General features: G+C 69.0%; 19 protein-coding genes and 1 pseudogene. 9 read left to right on the forward strand and 11 right to left on the reverse strand.

Annotated elements, in window-relative coordinates:
- Positions 1-155: 155 nt before the first annotated feature.
- A complete protein-coding gene (locus U9J41_RS12745; RefSeq protein WP_322402557.1) occupies positions 156-1,172 on the forward strand; it encodes an XdhC family protein in 1,017 nt (338 codons plus the stop codon).
- On the opposite strand, the gene U9J41_RS12750 is transcribed toward U9J41_RS12745, so the two are convergent.
- Positions 1,169-1,789 carry a LysE/ArgO family amino acid transporter gene (locus U9J41_RS12750; RefSeq protein WP_322402558.1) on the reverse strand — a complete coding sequence of 207 codons (621 nt, stop codon included), beginning with the start codon at positions 1,787-1,789 and terminating at the stop codon, positions 1,169-1,171. The genes U9J41_RS12745 and U9J41_RS12750 overlap by 4 nt on opposite strands.
- 101 nt (positions 1,790-1,890) lie before the next feature.
- On the opposite strand from U9J41_RS12750, the gene U9J41_RS12755 reads away from it, so the two are divergent.
- Positions 1,891-2,787 carry a LysR family transcriptional regulator ArgP gene (locus U9J41_RS12755; RefSeq protein ID WP_322402559.1) on the forward strand — a complete coding sequence of 299 codons (897 nt, stop codon included), beginning with the start codon at positions 1,891-1,893 and terminating at the stop codon, positions 2,785-2,787.
- Here the strand turns inward: U9J41_RS12755 and U9J41_RS12760 are convergent.
- The gene (locus tag U9J41_RS12760; protein WP_322402560.1) at positions 2,709-3,170 is read right to left on the reverse strand and encodes a hypothetical protein; all 462 of its coding nucleotides are present in this window, start codon (positions 3,168-3,170) and stop codon (positions 2,709-2,711) included. The two genes, U9J41_RS12755 and U9J41_RS12760, sit on opposite strands and share 79 nt — an antisense overlap.
- Before the next feature lie 89 nt (positions 3,171-3,259).
- Here U9J41_RS12760 and U9J41_RS12765 point away from each other — a divergent pair, with 89 nt between their 5' ends.
- Both U9J41_RS12765 and U9J41_RS12770 read left to right on the forward strand, forming a co-directional pair.
- Positions 3,260-3,628, forward strand: coding sequence for a MerR family transcriptional regulator (locus U9J41_RS12765; RefSeq protein WP_322402561.1), 369 nt, complete (start codon positions 3,260-3,262; stop codon positions 3,626-3,628).
- A gap of 94 nt (positions 3,629-3,722) precedes the next feature.
- On the forward strand, positions 3,723-4,370 hold the full coding sequence (locus tag U9J41_RS12770) for a beta/gamma crystallin family protein (protein WP_322402562.1): 648 nt from the start codon (positions 3,723-3,725) through the stop codon (positions 4,368-4,370).
- A gap of 79 nt (positions 4,371-4,449) precedes the next feature.
- Here U9J41_RS12770 and modC read toward each other — a convergent pair whose 3' ends face one another.
- The 3 genes from modC to modA are packed head-to-tail and all read right to left on the reverse strand — an operon-like array spanning position 4,450 to position 6,949.
- Entirely contained in the window at positions 4,450-5,529 is a 1,080-nt protein-coding gene (gene modC / locus U9J41_RS12775) for a molybdenum ABC transporter ATP-binding protein (RefSeq protein ID WP_322402563.1), read from the reverse strand.
- Positions 5,529-6,212, reverse strand: coding sequence for a molybdate ABC transporter permease subunit (gene modB, locus U9J41_RS12780; RefSeq protein WP_322402564.1), 684 nt, complete (start codon positions 6,210-6,212; stop codon positions 5,529-5,531). Before modB ends, modC begins: the two co-directional genes overlap by 1 nt.
- Positions 6,209-6,949, reverse strand: coding sequence for a molybdate ABC transporter substrate-binding protein (gene modA / locus U9J41_RS12785; RefSeq protein ID WP_322402565.1), 741 nt, complete (start codon positions 6,947-6,949; stop codon positions 6,209-6,211). The genes modB and modA overlap by 4 nt, the downstream gene beginning before the upstream one ends.
- A 160-nt stretch (positions 6,950-7,109) precedes the next feature.
- On the opposite strand from modA, the gene U9J41_RS12790 reads away from it, so the two are divergent.
- Both U9J41_RS12790 and U9J41_RS12795 read left to right on the forward strand, forming a co-directional pair.
- Positions 7,110-7,877: a TOBE domain-containing protein gene (locus U9J41_RS12790; RefSeq protein WP_322402590.1), complete on the forward strand. Its 768-nt coding sequence runs from the start codon at positions 7,110-7,112 to the stop codon at positions 7,875-7,877.
- Between the two features lie 75 nt (positions 7,878-7,952).
- The gene (locus U9J41_RS12795) at positions 7,953-9,797 is read left to right on the forward strand and encodes a patatin-like phospholipase domain-containing protein (protein WP_322402566.1); all 1,845 of its coding nucleotides are present in this window, start codon (positions 7,953-7,955) and stop codon (positions 9,795-9,797) included.
- Here U9J41_RS12795 and U9J41_RS12800 read toward each other — a convergent pair.
- Complete coding sequence (locus U9J41_RS12800) at positions 9,794-10,141, reverse strand: GFA family protein (protein ID WP_322402567.1); 348 nt, start codon at positions 10,139-10,141, stop codon at positions 9,794-9,796. The genes U9J41_RS12795 and U9J41_RS12800 overlap by 4 nt on opposite strands.
- Positions 10,142-10,293: 152 nt before the next feature.
- Here U9J41_RS12800 and U9J41_RS12805 point away from each other — a divergent pair, with 152 nt between their 5' ends.
- A complete protein-coding gene (locus U9J41_RS12805) occupies positions 10,294-10,665 on the forward strand; it encodes a hypothetical protein (protein WP_322402568.1) in 372 nt (123 codons plus the stop codon).
- 109 nt (positions 10,666-10,774) lie between these two features.
- Positions 10,775-11,101 (forward strand): annotated as a pseudogene (locus U9J41_RS12810) (type VI secretion system baseplate subunit TssG); the annotation flags it as partial.
- Positions 11,102-11,229: 128 nt separating this feature from the next.
- Here the strand turns inward: U9J41_RS12810 and U9J41_RS12815 are convergent.
- From U9J41_RS12815 to U9J41_RS12835, 5 genes are all read right to left on the reverse strand, one after another.
- Positions 11,230-11,967 carry an MOSC domain-containing protein gene (locus U9J41_RS12815; protein WP_322402569.1) on the reverse strand — a complete coding sequence of 246 codons (738 nt, stop codon included), beginning with the start codon at positions 11,965-11,967 and terminating at the stop codon, positions 11,230-11,232.
- An 87-nt stretch (positions 11,968-12,054) separates the two neighbouring features.
- The gene (locus tag U9J41_RS12820; RefSeq protein ID WP_322402570.1) at positions 12,055-15,186 is read right to left on the reverse strand and encodes an efflux RND transporter permease subunit; all 3,132 of its coding nucleotides are present in this window, start codon (positions 15,184-15,186) and stop codon (positions 12,055-12,057) included.
- Positions 15,187-15,196: 10 nt separating this feature from the next.
- Positions 15,197-16,393: an efflux RND transporter periplasmic adaptor subunit gene (locus U9J41_RS12825; protein ID WP_322402571.1), complete on the reverse strand. Its 1,197-nt coding sequence runs from the start codon at positions 16,391-16,393 to the stop codon at positions 15,197-15,199.
- A 10-nt stretch (positions 16,394-16,403) separates the two neighbouring features.
- On the reverse strand, positions 16,404-17,645 hold the full coding sequence (locus U9J41_RS12830) for a TolC family protein (RefSeq protein ID WP_322402572.1): 1,242 nt from the start codon (positions 17,643-17,645) through the stop codon (positions 16,404-16,406).
- A gap of 77 nt (positions 17,646-17,722) precedes the next feature.
- Complete coding sequence (locus U9J41_RS12835; protein ID WP_322402573.1) at positions 17,723-18,061, reverse strand: hypothetical protein; 339 nt, start codon at positions 18,059-18,061, stop codon at positions 17,723-17,725.
- 170 nt (positions 18,062-18,231) lie between these two features.
- Here U9J41_RS12835 and U9J41_RS12840 point away from each other — a divergent pair, with 170 nt between their 5' ends.
- The gene (locus U9J41_RS12840) at positions 18,232-18,993 is read left to right on the forward strand and encodes a peptidylprolyl isomerase (RefSeq protein WP_322402574.1); all 762 of its coding nucleotides are present in this window, start codon (positions 18,232-18,234) and stop codon (positions 18,991-18,993) included.
- Positions 18,994-19,030: the final 37 nt, after the last annotated feature.

Raw genomic sequence — 19,030 nt, forward strand, 5'->3', positions numbered from 1 at the left:
GGCGCTCGGGCGTGCGGCGCGCGGGCGCTGGCGCCAAACGATATAAACCGTTTTCGTCCGGTGCATGGACGAGCCTCGCCGGCGTTTTTGCGTTAGGATTCCCGGTGCCCGCGCGCGGGCTTGTGAATTTTCGTTTGGCAACAAAAAGGATGGCAATGGACAGTATCGACCTCGAAGTGCTGCACGCCTGCGACCAGTGGCTGCGCGCCGGCTGGCGCTGCGAGTACGTGACCGTCGTGCGGACGTGGGGATCGAGCCCGCGGCCGGAAGGCGCGACGATGGCGATCCGCGCCGACGGCGCGGTCGTCGGCTCGGTCTCCGGCGGGTGCATCGAGGACGACCTGATCGCGGCCGTGCGCGAACAGGGCATCGTGCGCACCGCGCCGGAAGTCATCACCTATGGCATCTCGGCCGACGAGGCGCACCGCTTCGGCCTGCCCTGCGGCGGCACGATCCAGCTCGTCGTCGAGCCGCTCGGCCCGCACAGCCGCATGGATGAACTCCTCGCGCTGGCCCAGCGCCGCGTGCTGACCCGGCGCGCGCTCGACCTGAAAACCGGCGCGGTCGCACTGGCGCAGGGCGAAGCGGACCAGCAGCTGCGGATGGACGGCGACACGCTCGTCACGATCCACGGTCCGCGCCTGCGCATGCTGATCATCGGCGCCGGCCAGCTGGCGCAGTTCCTGGCGCAGATCGCCGTCGGCCTGGAATACCAGGTGACCGTGTGCGACCCGCGCGAAGAATACCGCGCCAGCTGGAATCTCCCCGGCGTCGATGTCGTGCACACGATGCCGGACGACGTCGTGCTGGACATGAAACTGGACAGCCGCAGCGCCGTCATCGCCCTCACCCACGACCCGAAACTGGACGATCTCGCCCTGATGGAAGCGCTGAAGACGGACGCGTTCTACGTCGGCGCCATCGGCTCGCGCGCCAACAATGCGCGGCGGCGCGAGCGCCTGCGCGAATTCGACCTCACCGAGGACCAGATCGCGAAGCTGCACGGTCCCATCGGCCTGTACATCGGCAGCAAGACGCCGTACGAGATCGCGGTCTCCATCCTGGCCGAACTGACGGCCGTGAAAAACGGCGTGCCGCTGCCGGCGCAGATGACCGTCGAACACGGTAAAGCGCTGGCCCGCGACCTGCCGGCCGATCCGCTGGCAGCCTAGCTTTCCAGCAGCAGCAGGACGGCCAGCACGAGCATCGTCGCGCCCGTAAACGCTTCGACGGCGCGCCAGACGGCGGGACGCGCCAGCACGAACGCGCAGCGGCGCGCGCCCAGGCCCAGCACCGAAAACCACAGCAGTGACGCCGTCATCGCGCCGGCCGCGAACGACGCGCGGTGGCCGGCGGCGAGGCTGCTGCCGACGGCGCCCAGCAGCACGACGGTATCCAGGTAGACGTGCGGATTGAGCAGCGACATCGCGAGCACGATGCCCAGCGCACGCGACGCGGTTGCCGCCGCCTGGTCGCCATTGCCCGCATCCGGCGCCGCCGCCCCGCGCCAGCAGCTCGACAGGCAGCGCACCCCGTACCACAGCAAGAACGCCGCGCCGCCCCAGCGGGCCGCCAGCAGCAGCGCCGGCGAACGTTCGATCAACGCGCCGAAACCGGACATGCCCAGTGCGATCAGGGCGACGTCGATCAGGATGCACGTGGCGACCGTCAGGACGACGTGGCGGCCCGCGACCCCGGTGCGGATCACGTGGGCGTTCTGGGCGCCGATCGGCATGATCAGGCTGGCGCCCATGCCGAGGCCTTGTAAAAAGACAGGTTGTGAAAACATGTTGGCTCCTCGTCGATATTGCGGAGCAGCATGCCTCCCGGATGCGCCTTCATCAATTATATTAATGAATTCTAAGGTTCATTAAGTCAGGCTAATCCAAGATGAAAATCGATCCGCGCCGCAGCGAGGCGTTCGTCGCCGCCGTCGACAGCGGCAGCCTGGAGCAGGCCGCCGCCCTGCTGAACGTGACGCCGTCCGCCATCTCGCAGCGCATCGCCGCGCTGGAACACGACCTGGGTACGCCGCTGCTCGTGCGCGCCCGTCCCTGCCGGCCGACGGCGCCCGGCATGCGCCTGCTGCAATTCCTGCGCCGCCGCGCGCTGCTGGAAGACGAGTTCTGCGCCGAGCAGCGGAGCGATCCGGGCCCGGTGCGCGTCGCGCTGGCGGTCAACAACGACACGCTGGCGACGTGGCTGCTGCCCGTGCTGGCGCCGGTGCTGATCGAGGAAGGGCTGCTGGTGGAATTCGTCACGGGCGACCAGAGACACACGTTCGCGCTGCTGGAACAGGGGCTCGCCCTCGCCTGCGTGTCGGGCGAGACGGAACCGATGCGCGGCTGCACCGTGAGTCCGCTGGGCGTGATGCGCTACCGGATGGTGGCGGCGCCGCGCTTCGCCGCGCGCTGGTTCCCCGGCGGGATCACGCGCGAAGCCGCGCGCCGGGCGCCGGTGATGGTGTTCGACCGCAACGACCGGCTGCAGACGGCCTTCCTGCTGCAGCACTTCGGCCTGCCGGAAGGCGCGTATCCGTTTCACTATGTGCCGTCCAGCGATCCGTACGTGCAGGCGATCCGCCTGGGTCTCGGCTACGGCCTGCTGCCGCTGGAACAGTGTGCGGACATGCTGGCCGGCGGCGCCCTCGTCGACCTGACGCCGCACCTGCACGTGGACGTGTCGCTGTACTGGCACGCCTGGCGCATTCAGCCGCCGCGGCTGGAACGCATGGGCGCGGCGCTGGTGAAGGGTGCGCGCTCGGTGCTGTTGCCGGCGCCGGCCTGAGCGACCGGCAGCCACTGGACGGCGCCCCAGCAGAATTCCGGCACGAGGAACAGCCATAACAGCGGCGCGCCGGTGGCCGCCAGTGTCCACGCCATCCAGCACGAGAACAGGAAGCGGCCCACGCCGTCGTAGCGGCCCAGCGTGACGCTCGCCGCGCGCAGGCGCAGCACGGACCACACGAGCACGATGCTGCCCATCAGGCAGGCGAACAGCACGTGGAACGGGCCGAAATCGGGCAAGGCATGGCCGCCCAGGCTCTGGTTCACGGCCGACAGCCGGGCGTGCAGGAAGGCGAACGTCCACGGCGTGGCGAACGGCGCCGTGAGCAGCAGGTCGTAGGCGGCGCTGGCGCGCACGACGGTGAGAAAGGCGGATCGGCTCATGGCATGCATGGAAATCTCCTGATGTGATGGTGTCGGCATCATGAACCCTGGAGTACACTCCAAGGTCAAGCCTTTCATCGAACGACCGCATGCAGATCGGAGAACTCGCCACCGCCACCGGCCTCAGCCGAGACACCCTGCGCTTTTACGAGAAGCGCGGATTGTTGCTGTCGCGCCGGCTGGGCAACGGCTACCGCGACTATGCGCCCGAGGCCGTGCAATGGCTGTGCTACCTGCGCGCCGCCCAGGCGCTCGGTTTTACCCTGGCCGAAATCGAGACCGGCCTGCCGCTGCTGGACGATCCCGCCGCCGCCGCACCGCAGTTGCGCGATGCGTTGCTGCGCAAGCTGGACGACATCGACGCGCGCATCGCGGGCCTCGCCGCCCTGCGCGCCAGCCTGGCGCGCGAACTGGCGCAGCCGGGGTTTGGCTGCCCGGTGCTGGACGGAGGCCAGTAGGAATTTGTTACAGGAAACTGTCAGCCGCCCGCAATGGCCCCGCGTTAACAACACAAGCGCCGACGGAAGGCGCACGACCACCCTTGGAGATATCATGAAACGCCTGCTTGCCGCCGCCGCCGTGCTGGCCACCCTCTCGCACGCCGCCGTCGCCGGCGACCTCACCCTGTTCTCGGACAGTAATTTCCACGGCAACCGCGTCACCATCGACCGCGACGCCCCCAACCTGGCCGACTTCGGTTTCAACGACCGCGCGTCGAGCGCCGTCGTCACTTCCGGCAGGTGGCTGCTGTGCGAGCACGCCAACTTCGGCGGCCGCTGCGCCGAGTTCGGGCCGGGCGAATACCGCCAGCTGCCGGGTTTCAACGACGCCGTCTCGTCGGCCCGCCAGGTCGACCGCGACGACCGCGGCGGCCGTGGCCGCTGGCGCGATCACGACCGTGATCACGACCGTGACCACGATCGCGACGGCCCGCGTGGCGGCGACCGTGGCGGCCCCGACGTCGTGATGTTCGCCGGCCCGCGCTTCGAAGGCCAGCAAGTCGAACTGTCGCAGGATGTGCGCGCGCTGAACGACGTCGGCTTCAACGACCGCGCCACCTCCATCATCATCCGCGAAGGCCGCTGGGAATTCTGCGAACACGCCGACTTCCGCGGCGAGTGCGTCGTCCTCGGCCCGGGCCGCTACGACATGCTCGACCGGATGAACAACCGCATCTCGTCGATGCGCCGAGTGCGCTGACGCCAACGTCAGTCCAACCGGGGTCAGAGCCCGAATTTAGGAAATTGCCCAAAATCGGGCTCTGACCCCGATTTCAGATTTAGTTGAGCAGCGCCACGCCCTTGATCTGGGCCCACAATTGCAGGCCGGGTACGATGTCCAGCTCGCGGCGCGAGCGTTCGGTGATGCGCGCCAGCAGCGGCGATGGCCCCATCCGCAGTTGCACGAGCACGTGGCCCGGCGTGTCGGTGGCGGCGACCGCCGTCACCACGGCCGGCAGGCGGTTGACGATGCTCGAGCCTTGCGGGTACGCGAGCACCAGGCTGACGTCGCGCGCGTGGATGCGGCAGCGCAGGTGCGTGCCGAGGGCTTCGCGGCGCCGGCCCACGCACAGCGTGCCGCCGGCGAATTCCAGGCGCGATAAATCGTCTTCCTCGTGGCCGGCCAGCATCGTCTCCAGCACGACGCCGGCATCGTCGGCAAAGCTGGGCGGCAGGTCCACGCGCGCCAGCGTCTCCGTCAACGGTCCGCTGGCCACGGCCCGGCCGTCCTCCAGCAGCACCAGATGATCGGCCAGCCGCGCGACTTCGTCCGGGGCGTGGCTGACGTAGACGATCGGGACCGCCAGCTCCTCGTGCAGGCGTTCCAGATAAGGCAGGATTTCCAGCTTGCGGCGCAGGTCGAGCGCGGCCAGCGGTTCGTCCATCAGCAGCAGGCGCGGCGACGCGAGCAGGGCGCGCGCGATCGCCACGCGCTGGCGCTCGCCGCCCGACAGGCCGTCGGGCCGCCGTTCGAGCAGGCTGGCGATCCCCAGCAGGTCCGCCACCGGCGCCAGCGCGAACCGGCGTTCCTGTGCCGGCACCCGCTTGCGGCCGAACTCCAGGTTGGCGCGCACGGACAGGTGCGGAAACAGGCTCGCTTCCTGGAACACATAGCCGAGGGCGCGCCGGTGCACGGGGACGAACACGCCGCGCGCATCGTCCTGCCAGACGTCGTCGCCGAGCGCGACGTAACCGCCGGGCGCGCGCTCCAGGCCGGCGATGGCGCGCAGGATCGTCGTCTTGCCCGAGCCGGAATGGCCGAACAGGGCGCTGATGCCGCGCTGGGGCAGGGCCAGATCGACATCCAGCCGAAAGGCGCCGCGGTCCATGCGCAGGCGCACGTGGAGGCCATTGCCCATCAACGCCGTCCTTTCATCGCTTGCGGATACAAGGTGTACAGCGCCAGCAGCACGCTGAAACTGAAGGCCAGCATGCCGCCCGCCAGCCAGTGCGCCTGCGCGTATTCGAGCGCCTCCACGTGGTCGTAGATGCGCACGGAAACGACGCGCGTCCTGTCCGGGATATTCCCGCCGATCATGAGCACGACGCCGAATTCGCCCACCGTGTGCGCAAAGCCGAGCACGGCGCCGGACAGGAAACCGGGCCGGGCCAGCGGCACCGCCACCGACCAAAACGTGTCCCACGGACCCGCGCGCAGCGTGGCCGCCACTTCCAGCGGCCGCGGACCGATCGCCTCGAACGCATTCTGCAGCGGCTGCACGACGAAGGGCAGCGAATAGCACACGGACGCCAGTACGAGACCGCCGAACGAGAACGGCAACAGGCCAATGCCGAGCGCCTCCGTGAGCTTGCCGACGGGGCCGTTCGGTCCCAGCACCAGCAGCAGATAAAAGCCGATCACGGTGGGCGGCAGCACGAGGGGCAGGGCAACGACCGCGCCGACCGCGTGGCGCAGGCGCGAGCGCGTGCGCGCGAGCCACCAGGCGATCGGCGTGCCGAGCGCCAGCAGCAGCAAGGTCACGACCGTCGCCAGTTCCAGCGTCAGCCGGATGGCGGACAGGTCGCCGGCATCGAGCGTCACAGTGCGTAGCCGTACGAGCGGATGATGTCCCTGGCCTTGTTCGACTTCAGGTAGTCTTCCAGCGCCCTGGCGGCCGGATTGGCGCCGCCCCGGGCGAGGATGACGACGTCCTGGCGGATCGGCGCATGCAGGTTCGCCGGCACGATCCAGCCCGAGCCCGACGTGAATCTGCCGTCGCGATAGACCTGCGACAGCGCGACGAAGCCCAGCGGCGCATTGCCCGTGCTGACGAACTGGTGGGTCTGGGCGATGTTTTCTCCTTGCACGAGCTTGCCCCGCACGCGGTCGTACAGGTTCAGCCTGGTCAAGGTCTCGACGGCGGCGGCGCCGTACGGGGCCGTCCTGGGGTTGGCGATCGCCAGGTGGGCATAGTGTCCGGTCTGCAGGACCTGGCCCTTGTCATCGACATAGCCGTCCTGCGCGGACCACAGCACCAGCTTGCCGGTCGCATAGGTAAACCGGGTGCCGGGCACGGTGCGGTGCTCCGCTTCCAGTTTCGCCGGGGTGGCGTCGTCGGCCGCCAGCAGCACCTCGAACGGCGCGCCGTTGACGATCTGGGCGTAGAACTTGCCGGTCGCGCCGAAGGCCAGCACGGCCTTGTGGCCGGTGTCTTTTTCGAATGCCGCCGCGATCTTTTGCATGGGCGCCGTGAAATTGGCGGCCACGGCCACCTGCACGTCATCCGCCTGGGCGGTGCCCCATGCCATCAGGGCCAGCAGGCCGGCAAGCTGCTTCATGTTCGACTCCTGTCGTTCGCGTTATGTAGTAGAGTATATAACGAAACAAAATACGTTGTGGGCGATAACGCCTGTAACGCATTGCTTATAGTTATCAGGCCACACAGGAGAAATCGTGGGAAGCGACAGCACCAGTTTCGCGCTGCAGGGCTCCGTCTGGATGACGGTCGGCGACGAAAAATTCGGCGGGCCGGGACGGGTCGGGCTGCTGGCCGCGATCGCCGAAACAGGATCGATCAGCCAGGCCGCGAAAGCGCTCGGCGTCAGCTACAAGGGTGCCTGGGACGCGATCGACGCGATGAACAACCTGGCCGGCGAAGCGCTGGTCGAACGCGTGACCGGCGGCAAGGGCGGCGGCGGCACGCGGCTGACGGCACGCGGCGCACAACTGGTCAGGAACTTCCGCGCGATCGAGCAGATCCACCAGCAATTCGTCGAACAACTCAACCGGCAGGCCGGCGACCTGGCCGCCGACTTTAACCTGATCGGCAGACTGAACATGAAAACGAGCGCCCGCAACCAGTTCTTCGGCAAGGTGTCGCGGGTCCAGGCCGGCGCCGTCAACGACGAGATCGACATCGACATCGCCGGCGGCCACAAGATCGTCGCCATCGTCACCCACGAGAGCACGGCCAGCCTCGGCCTCGCCATCGGCGCCCAGGCGTTCGTCCTGATCAAGGCATCGTCGATCATCCTCGTGACGGAAGCCGAAGGCGCCCGTTTCTCGGCGCGCAACCGGCTCGAAGGCAAGGTCGCGCGCCTGATCCCGGGCGCCGTCAACGCGGAAGTCGTCCTCGACCTCGCGGGCGGCGGCAGCATCGCCGCCATCATCACCAACGAGAGCGCACGGGCGCTCGGACTGGCCGAAGGTGGCACGGCCACGGCGATGTTCAAGGCGTCCAGCGTGATCGTCGGCGTGCCGGCGTAGCCGCTTCACCGATTTCGGCATTATCCGCCGTCCGATCGCGCATAATCGACACATCATGCATGCACGCGGATGACGATGAGCGACTTTTTACCGAAAGAATGCGATATCGTGATGGAAGGCGGGGTGACCTCCGGCGTGGTCTACCCCGCGTTCGTGGCACGGCTGGCCGAGCGGTTTACCTTGCGCTCGATCGGCGGCACCAGCGTCGGCGCGGTGGCGGCGATTGCGACGGCGGCGGCCCAGTTCAAGCGCAACCGCGTGCGCAAGGATAAACAGGGTGAGGACGACGGCTTTCACTTGCTGGCCCGCTTGCCGGGACGCCTGCAGGAAAGCGTCGGCGGCCACACCCGGCTGTTCTCGCTGTTCCAGCCCTGCGTCGCGCTGCGGCCGCACTTCCGCGTGATCGCGGCGGCCCTCAACGAGACGAACAAGACCAAGGCTGCCGGTTACCTGTCGTTCGCCATGCTGTGGAATTTCCCGCTGGGCGCCGTCGTGGGCGCGAGCCTGTGGCTGCTGGGCTTCTTGATCAGCAGCAGCCTGCTGGGCGGACACTGGCCGCGCGTGCCCCTGGCCGGCATCGCCAGCGCCCTGTGGTTCGGCCTGTGCATGGTCGTGGGCGCGCTGGGCGGGGCGCTGCTGCAGGCCACGCTGTCGGCCTGGCGCGGGCTGCGCGCCAACCGCTGCGGCATCTGTTCCGGGCTGCGCACGGGTCCGGACAATCCGCCCGCGCTGACGGAATGGCTGCACGCGCTCGTGCAAGACATCGCCGGCCTGCCGCTCGATGCGCCGCTGACGTTCGGCCAGCTGCGCACGTCCGAGCCGCCGATCGAACTGGCGCTGATGACGACCGGCCTCTCCGAGCTGCGCGCGCACCGCCTGCCGCATTCGAGCGCCGACCTCGTGTTCCGCGCATCCGAACTGGCCGCATTGTTCCCGCCCGCCATCGTCGACTGGATGAAGGCACGTTCCCGCCACACGCGCCACGGCGCACGCACGGTGGCGCTGTTGAATCGCATGAACGCCGCCGGCGAGGATTATTACTTCATGCCCGATCCGGACGACCTGCCGCTCGTCGTGGCCGCGCGCATGAGCCTCAGTTTTCCCGTGCTGCTGCAGGCGGTGCCCCTGTTCCGCCTGCGCGCGCTGCCGGTGCATGCGGATGGCGTGGAGCTGCTGCGCGTGTGGTTTTCGGACGGCGGCCTGACCAGCAATTTCCCGATTCACTTTTTCGACAATATCCTGCCAACCCGCCCGACCTTCGGCGTCACGCTGCAGGACGACCTGGAAGAGAGCGATCCGTTCGCCGCGCGCGTGTCTCTGCCGTCGAACAACAACGCCGGCATCACGGCGGCCTGGGTGCCGGTCGACGAGACCGACGGCAGTCCCTCGCTGCCGCGCTTTACGGGCGCCATCCTGCGCACGATCCGCACCTGGCGCGACGAAGCGCTGAAGCGCACGCCGGGCTACCGCGACCGCGTCGTGCAGATCCGCCACACGAAGCGGGAAGGGGGCCTGAACCTGAACATGACGCGCGCCGCCATCGACGTGATGAGCCGCAGCGGCGACGAAGCGGCGCGCCAGGTCATCGAGCGATTCCTGAATCCCGCCGAAAAGGAAAACGGCTGGCTGAACCACCGCTGGGTGCGGATGCGCAGCACGGCCGCCGTCCTGCAGGAAACGTTCGCGCCCCTGTCCGAGGCGTGGCACGACGCGCGCCTGACGCCGTCGTACGAGGCACTGTGGCTGGCGCACGGCGTCGATGCCTTGCCTGCTTACCAGCTCAGCAAGGCAAGCCGCACGGCCGGCTTCGCGCTGTGGGAGAGGATCGTGACGCTGCCGCAGCAGCTGGCGCCGGCGGAACTGTCGGCCCACGCGCCGCGGCCGCAGCCTGAACTCGTGATCGCGCCGCGCCTGAATTAACTGTCGCGCCCGTTGAATTCCCGCACGGGAATCGCGGCCAGATCGAGGCCATCGATGCAGCGCAGGTTAATCGCCGCCGTCGCATTGCCTTTGGAGTCCGTCCCTTCGGCATACGGGTGAATGCCGCAGTCCGGACAGAACCGATGCTTGATGACGTGCTTGTTGAACGTGTAGGTGGCGGCGGCATCCTCGGGCGTGCGCAGGCGGAACTGCGCACGCGGCACGAACCAGAGCAGGGAACCCTTGCGCAGGCACATCGAACAATTGCAGGCGAGGGCACCCTGGATATCTCCCTCCACCTCGTACGCAACCCGGCCACAATGGCAACTGCCTTGATAGATCATGCGCCGTCTCCTCGATGTGATGTCAGGCCGCCCATGGTAGCGCAGGATTTTTGCAAGCGCATGTATCGGGACGCGTATCGGACACAATCGGACATCCGCCGGCCGCGGCAAGCCGCTACAGTGACGTCTCCGTCATCGACCGGGCGCACGCCATGACTTCGCTCCGCACATTACTGCCGCTGGCCGCCGCAATGACCTTCGCGCCGCTGCCTGCATGGGCGCAACGCGCCGGCGTCTGCGCGCTCGTCGCCTGCAGCGCCAGCGGCCAGCGCGCCGCCATCCTCGACGAACCCGTTGCGGCGCGACCTGCCGCGCGGGCGCCGACCGTGCCGCGCCGGCCCACGCAGGAAGCGCCGCCGCGCGATCCGTGGGCCCGCCGCTTCCAGGGCCGCGAGACGGAAGACGACGATGTCTGCCTGCTGAATTTCGGCATCGGCGGCCAGCTGGCCAGGAAGGGAACCATCGACAGCCACGTGCTGGGCCGCACGCAGGCGTGGCGCGCGCCCGCCCGCGACGGGCAGTGAACAAGGTCCGGTCATGCGCCCTGCGCGCCACCGTCCCGTCGCCGACGTGTGACGCGCACGCCACCCCCAGCGTGACACCGGGCCGGGTCGCCGGCCGCGGCGATCCCGGCCAGCTGCGCGACGCCGGCGTCCACCCTCGGCCGTGCAGATGGGCCGCGTGCTGTCCGAGTATTTCGGCCAGCCCGTCCGGGTCGAGCAATTCGTCGGCGCCTGGTACGACGTACCGCCGGCCCAGCAGACGGTCCCCGGCCGCGCCACCGCCGTCCCGGGAACGAGCGCGATGGCCGGCATCCGCGTGTGGCAGCGCGACCTGCGGCTGCGCATCGTCATCGGCCCGCTGGACCACGCCGGTTTCACGACGTTCCTGCCGGGCGGCCTGGCTGCGCGCGCCCTCAAGAGCCTGCTTGGCCTGCTGGCCCGTGTCACGCTCGACTAGGAAATCGAACTGATCCTGCGCGGCGCGGCGGTACGCAGCACGATCCGCGGCCCCGCGTCAGGCGGGCGCCTCGGTTGGGATGCCTACCTCGTCACCGGACCGCAGGCGGCGGATCGCGGCGACGTCCGCTACGACGTCCAGCCGCTCCAAGGCACGACTTCGGCGGAAAACAACCGCTCTTCGATCGCATCGTCCGCCGCGTGCCCGAACAACCCATAACCATCCCAGCGCGGCAGGGCGGTATTCGATTGCGTCGGCACCGCCCTGCCCGCATAGAACGGTCCCATCCGGGCGATGACGCCCGGGAAGGCGCGGCAATAACTCGACGCGACGCCCGCCAGCTGGGCCAGCCGTTTATAGGTGATCACGCTCGCGGGCGGCATGGCGTCGAGCACGTGCACGATGCGCTCGCGCCAGTCGTCGGACCACGCCGGCAACGGCGGGCCCGCGCTGCTGACCCGGTCGCCCGGGCGGATGCGTCCACCACGCAGGACGCGCGCCAGCATGCCGCGCCGCGTGCCGATGCGCATGGACAGGCCGGGCCGGTGGCCATCCAGGTGCCCGCAGGCCTCGCACTGGAACATCAGGCGCAGCAGGACAGTCTCGCCGATCCGCAACACGGTGCCGGAGGCGAGCCGCGACGTGTCGAGGTCCACCAGCAGGTTCTCGCGCAGCGCGTGCGGCGGCAGCGCGAACGCGTCGTACGCATCGGTGCCGGCAAGCAGCAGCTGGCGCGGCGACAGCGGGTCGGCATGCACGTCGCCGTCCAGTCCCATGCCGGCGATGGCGCGCACGCCGTCCACGCGCGCGGGTGGCGCGGCCAGGCTGGCGCGCAGGGCCAGCGCTTCGATCCGTCCGGTGTCCATGTACGGTGTCCGTGTCGATAGTCGAGACCCAAGTCTGCCACATGCGCGGCCGGCGCGGACGGCGCGCCGGCGCGCGCACCAGGACGGTCAACGATGCCGTCGATCGCGGGAACTTCCATGCGCCCACGTGTACAGGGCCGGCAGGATCAGCAAGGTGAGCGCCGTCGACGACAGGATGCCGCCGATGACGACCGTCGCCAGCGGCCGCTGCACCTCGGCGCCCGTGCTGGTCGCCAGCGCCATCGGCAAAAAGCCGAGCGAAGCGACGAGCGCCGTCATCAGCACGGCCCGCAAGCGCACCTGCGCGCCTTCGCGGATGGCCTCCTCGGCCGTGCGGCCCTGGTCGCGCAGCGAACGCACGAAGGCGAGCATGACGAGCCCGTTCAGCACGGCAACGCCGGACAGCGCGATGAAGCCGACCGCCGCCGAGATCGACAGCGGCAGCCCGCGCAGCCACAGCGCCAGCACGCCGCCGCTGACGGCGAACGGGATGCCGCTGAACACGAGCAGGCCGTCCTTCACGCTGCCGAACATCAGGTACAGCAACGCGAACACGAGCGCCAGCGCGGCCGGCACGACGAGGGCCAGGCGCCGGCTCGCCGCCTGCAGGTTCTCGAACTGTCCGCCCAGGCTCAGCCAGACGCCCGCCGGCACGTTCAGCTTGCCGAGATTGCCCTGCACATCCGCGACGAACGACCCCAGGTCGCGCCCGCGCACATTGGCCGTGACGACGATGCGGCGCTTGCCGTTTTCGCGGCTGATCTGGTTCGCTTCCGGCACGAAGGCAAGCGTGGCGATCTCGGACAACGGGATGCTGGCGGCGCGCCCGTCGCGCGCGGGCAGCGAAATCGGCAGGCGGCGCAGTGTCTCGACGTCGTTGCGCGCCCCTTCCGGCAGGCGCACGGTGATGGCGAAGCGGCGGTCGCCCTCGAACACCGTGCCCACGTCGCGGCCGCCGACGAGCGTGCCGAACGCCTCCTGCACGTCGGCCACGTTCAGGCCGTAGCGCGCCGCCTTGAGGCGGTCGACGGCCAGCGTCAGCGCGGGCAGTCCCTCCGTCTGCTCGATCTTCACGTCGAACGCGCCCGGCAGCCGCCCCAGCAGCCCGGCGATGCGCTGGGCCGCCGCGACCATCGTGGCCGTATCGTCCCCGAACACTTTGATGGCCACGTCGCTGCGCACGCCCGATATGAGTTCGTTGAAACGCAGCTGGATCGGTTGCGAGAATTCATAGTTGTTGCCGGGGATGCGCTGCGCCGCCGCCGAGATCGCGGCCACGAGCTCGGCGTGCGAGCGGCGCGGCGTCGGCCAGTCCCGTTCCGGCCGCAAAATAAAATAACTGTCGGCGACGTTCGGCGGCATCGGGTCCGTCGCCACCTCGGCCGTGCCGATGCGCGCGAACGCCCGCTCGATCTCGGGGAATTCGCGCAGCAGGGCACGTTCCAGCGTCTGCTGCATCGCCACCGACTGCGGCAGGCTCGTGCCGGGTATCCGCACGGTCATCACGGCCAGATCGCCTTCGTTCAGGTTCGGCGCGAACTCGGTGCCCAGACGCGTCGCCAGCAGGCCCGTCAACAGCACGCTCAACGCGGCGAACGTCAGCGCCACCGGGCGGTTGCGCAGCACCCAGTCCAGCAGCGGCCGGTACAGGTCGTGCGCGCTGTGCATCAGGCGGTTGTCGTGCCCGGCCACGTTGCTGACGAACAGCGCGACGGCGGCCGGCACGAACGTCACGGACAACACCATCGCGCCCGCCAGCGCCATCACGACGGTGATCGCCATCGGGTGGAACATCTTGCCTTCGACGCCGGACAGCGCGAGGATCGGCAGGTACACCGTCATGATGATCAACTGGCCGAACAGCAGCGGCCGTCTCGCCTCGGCCGCCGCGAGCGCGACCTCGGCGCGGCGCTCTGCGCCCGTCAGCGGCCGGCCCGCGGCGGCCTGGGCGAGGCCGAGCCGGCGCACGCAGTTCTCGACGATGACGACGGCGCCGTCGATGATGATGCCGAAGTCGAGCGCCCCCAGGCTCATCAGGTTGGCGCTGACGCCGGCGCCCACCATGCCCGTGAACACGAGCAGCATCACGAGCGGAATCACGAGGGCGGTGACGAGCGCCGCGCGCAGATTGCCCAGGAAGACGAACAGGATCGCAATGACGAGCAGCGCGCCTTCGACGAGGTTGTTACGCACGGTCGCGATGGCCTTGTTCACCAGCACGGCACGGTCGTACACCGGTAAGGCCTGCACGCCGGACGGCAGCGAGCGGTTGACCTCGTCCAGCTTGCGGCGCGCGCCGTCCGCCACGGCGCGGCTGTTCTCGCCGATGAGCATGAAGACGGCGCCCAGCACGACCTCGCTCCCGTTCTCGGTGGCGGCGCCGGTGCGCAGTTCTCGGCCCGGTTCGACGTCGGCCACGTCGCGCATGCGCACGGGTGCGCCGTCGACGACGTCGAGCACGATGTTGCGGATCTCTTCCAGCGATTTCACCTGCCCGGGCGTGCGCACGACAAATTGTTCGCCGCCCCGCTCGATATAGCCGGCGCCCGCGTTGACGTTGTTGCGGTCGATGGCGTGCACGAGCGCTGCCAGCGACAGGCCGCGGGCCGTCAGCTTCGCCATGTCCGGCGCGACCTGGTATTCCTTGAGGTATCCGCCGATCGTGTTCACTTCCGTGACGCCCGCCACGCCACGCAGCTGCGGTGCCACGATCCAGTCCTGGATCTCGCGCAGGTCGGCCGGAGAATAGGGCGTGCCGTCCGGCTTGCGCGCGCCGGCGCGCGCTTCGACCGTCCAGTAAAAAATTTCGCCGAGCCCCGTCGCGATCGGGCCCGGCACCGGCTCGACCTTGTCGGGCAGCCGGCTTTTCGCCTGCTGCAGCCGTTCGTTCACGAGCTGGCGCGCAAAATAGATGTCGGTGCCTTCCTTGAAGACGACGGTGACCTGGGACAGGCCATACCGCGACAGCGAACGCGTCTGCTCGAGCCGCGGCAGGCCGTTCATCGCCGTCTCGATGGGGAAGGTGATGCGCTGCTCGACTTCCAGCGGCGAATATCCCGGCGCCGCGGTGTTGACCTGGACTTGCACGTTGGTGATGTCGGGCACGGCGTCGATCGGCAGGCGCTGGTAGTTCACGACGCCGAGGCCGGCAAGGGCGATGACGGCGAACACGACCAGCCAACGGCGCGCGATGGCGAATGCGATGAGTTTTTCGAACATGGTCGCCTCGTCAGTCGTCGTGGCCGGCTTCGTTCTTGCCGAGGTCGGCCTTGAGCAGGAAGCTGCCGCCAGCCGCATAGGTGGCGCCGGGCGCCAGCCCGCGCACGATCTCGGTCCGCTTGCCGTCCGACCGGCCGGGCACGACGTCGCGCGCCTGGAATCCGGCGCCCGTACGGACGAACACGACGCTGTGCTCGTGGATCGTCTGGATGGCGTCGCTCGCCACCGTCACGGGAACCTGTGCCTGCGGTCCCATCAGGTCGACGCTCGCCAGCATGCCCGGCCGCAGCCGCGCGTCGCGGTTGGCCAACACGATGCGCGCCGTCGCCATGCGCGTCGTCTCGCCCAGAACCGGGCCGACGAAGGAAACAACGCCGTCGATCTCGTCCGGCCGGGTGCCGACGCTCACCGTCGCCGCCATGCCGGTGCCGACCTGGGCCAGGCTGCCGGCGGGCACGGCCGCCTCGATCCACACATGCGCGAGATCGGCGATCGTCAGCAGGGGTGTCATCGCGTCGACGGCCTGGCCCGCCACGGCCGGTTTCTCGACGACGACGCCGGCGATCGGCGCGCGCACCGTCACGCTGCCCGATACGACATCCCCCTGCCCGATGCCGAGGGCGAGTAGATGCTGGGCCGCGGCCTGCGCGGCGATCTCCGCTTCCTTCACGGCCGTCGCGGCGGCCTCAAAGTCCTGGCGGGCGGAGATGCGCTCGTCCCACAGCATTTTTTCGCGTCGATACGTCGTGCGCGCGAGCTGCAGGCGCTGGCGCGCGCTGGCGGCGTCGGCGCGCCATTGCGCGACGGATGGACTCCAGATCGTCACGAGTGCCTGGCCCCGGCGGACGACGTTGCCGGCCGACACGAGCACGGCGTGCACGATGCCCGGTGCGGGAGACGCCAGCGCGACGGTCCGCTCCGCATCGATTTTTATTTGCGCGGGCAGGTGCAGCCGCTGCCGGAGCGTGGCCGGGCCGGCCGTGTCGAGAGCAATGCCGTTGGCCTTGATGTGCGCATCCGTCATCGCGATGCCGCGTTCGCCGGCGTCGTCTGGCGGGGTGCCTGCGTCCGCGCCGCGGTCGTCGTGGCCGTGCGCGTCCGGTTGGCTGGCGGGTGCCGTGCCGTTGCGCGTAAACAGCATCAGGGCGGCAACGAGGAGGGCGAGCGCGCACAGCAGCGCGATCGCCAGTTTCTGTTTCTGCGTCATGGTGTTCTCTTCAATATTGTTCGATGGGGCCGGCGAGGCGTTCGATGTCGGCGTAAGCGCGCCAGGCATCGTCGAGGCTGTCCCACTGGCGCGACTGCGCCTGGAACCAGGTGCGCTGCGCGTCGAGCACATCCAGGAAGGAAAATTTTCCGTATTCAAAACCCTTCAGCGTCTGCTCGTACGCGGCCTGCGCATTCGGCAGGACGTCGCGTCGCAGCAGCAGAACTTCGTTCCGGGCCGCCTCGTAGCGGGTGTGGGCGGCCGTCAGCGCTGCTGCCATCTCGACCCGGGCGGCGGCCAGTTCCTCGCCGGCCTGGTCGGTGCGGCGCAAGGCCGCGCGCAAGGCATCCTCGTTGCGGTTGAACAGGGGCAGCGGCATGGACAGGCCGACGACGGCCTGGCGCCGGCCGATCTGGTCATCCCGTTTCGTGCCGACGGACAAGGTGACGTCGGGCACGCGCGCCGCCCGCTCGACGTCCGCCTGGGCCTGCCGGGCCGCGACCTGGCCACGCGCGCGCCGGATGGCGGCCGCATCGCCGGCCCGGGCCAGCAGCGCGGCGAGGGGTTCGACGTCCGGCAAGCGGTCGCTGTCGTCCGCGAGCACGATGGTCGCCGATGGCCGGCCGATCAGCGCGCCCAGCCTGGTCCGGGCGATGGCCTGCGCCGCCGTCGCCTGGGCGAACGCGGTCGTGGCGTCGACGGCGGCGAGGCGGGCCCGCGTCTCGTCGATCGGCGAGATTTTCCCGGCCGCCACGCGCTTGCCGGCCACGTCGACGGTCTTGCGCGCAACGCCGGTCAATGCCTGCGCGAGCGCCAGCCGGTGTCCGGCGCCCAGGACATCGTGATAGGCGGCGATGACGTCGGCACGTATGGCCTGGCGCCGCGCCGCCGACTCGATGCGCGCCAGGCCGGCGGCTTCTTGCGCGAGAGCGACGCGGGCCCGGCGTTTATTGCCGAGCTCGATCGTCTGGTCGATCTGCACAGTGGTCGTGCGCGTGCCCGCCTGCCGGCCTTCGCGCAGGTACGACAGCGCGGGATTCGGAAAGCGGTCGGCCTGGCCGACCAGTGCTGCGCCGGCCTCGGCTTCATAAGAGGCCGCGCGTGCGGCGGGCTGGTCCAGGGCGAGATGGATCGCTGTGGACAAGGTGATGGATGCGCTGTCCGGCGTCGCAACGCGCACGGGCTCGGCGCCGCAGCGCCATGCCAATGCGGATGCGACGACGAGCACCGCCAGATGTCGGGGTGTGTTCATGCGTGCTCCTGAAAATGGTCGATTCAGGCGCGCGGTGGATGTGAGGCGTCAAGCCTCCGAGTCAAAGCCGCGCGCGGTCAGGCGGCGGCGGGCCATTGCGGCCGTTCGGGACGGCTGACAGGCGGCGCGGTGAGGAAAGGCGGGAAAAACGCGATGTCCGACGCGTAGCGACGATCGGCCGGTATGACGACGAACTGTGCGGGCAGGCAGGCCGTATGACCGAACGTGCAGGCGGCGCAATGCGGGTCGGTCAGGGCGGCGCCGGCGTCATCGGCCAGGAACACGGTGTCGGTGCCGGTCACCACGCTGTGATGGCTGACGCCGGCGGGCGTCATCGCGCAGCACTTGTCCGCCACGGCCAGGGCGACCTGGAATGGATAGACCAGCAGCAGCACGATGAGGATCAGGCGACGCATGGACGCGATGATACCGCATGTGCGCCCGCTGTTGAATTGACGCCGCCGGCGGCCGGCGCGCGGACATTGACTTTGCCCGTCCGCCTGCTACAACAGATAGGACGAGGGCGTCGCAACGACAACAGCGTCCGCAGCCGTGCATGCGACATGCGGATGTCGAGGGAGAGACCATGACCGGGATTGTGCGCATCGACGATGTCGTCATCGATACGGATGACTTCATCCGTACACTCAAGCTGACCGGGCAGTTCGAAGGGCTCGTCGAGCAGATGGTGCGCGACAAGCTGACCGTGCTGGCGGCGAAGAAACAGGGGATGCAACCCGCGCCCGACGCGATCCAGGAACGCGCCGACCAGTTCCGCCGCATCCAGGGCCTGCACCGCGCGACGGACATGAATCACTATCTCGACGTCATGGGTGTCAGCCTGGACGAGTTCGAAGAATTCATCGTCGACGGCCTGATCCAGGAAAGGATGATGGAGCAGGTCTGCAGCCAACAGGCCGTCGAGCAATATTTCAAACTCAATTCTCCGAAGTTCGACAGCGTCGAGATCAGCCATATCGTGCTCGATTCCGAAGGCAAGGCCAAGGAAATGATGTCGGCGTTGTCCGACGATCCGGACAGCTTCGCCGAGATGGTGAGCGAACATTCAGTCGGCGAGGCGCGCGAGAACGGCGGGGTGATCGGCAAGGTGCTGCGCGGTTCGCTGAAGCCGGACATCGAGGCACGCGTGTTCAACGCGGCGGCCGGCGATCTGCTGGGGCCGTTTCCCTCGCCCGACCGGACGCTGTTCGAAATCTATGCCGTCAATGCCAGGAACCCCGCCGCGCTGGACGAGGACACGGCGGTCGAGGTGCGCCGCCTGCTGCGCGAGGAATGGCTGGCGGCACGCGCGCAGGAGCACATCATCGAAGCCTGCCCCGCGCATTGAGCCGGCGGCGGCCGGACGGTGACGGGCCGGCTCGCGG

The sequence above is a fragment of the Massilia luteola genome (genome assembly GCF_034420155.1).
Lineage (GTDB): Bacteria > Pseudomonadota > Gammaproteobacteria > Burkholderiales > Burkholderiaceae_D > Telluria > Telluria luteola.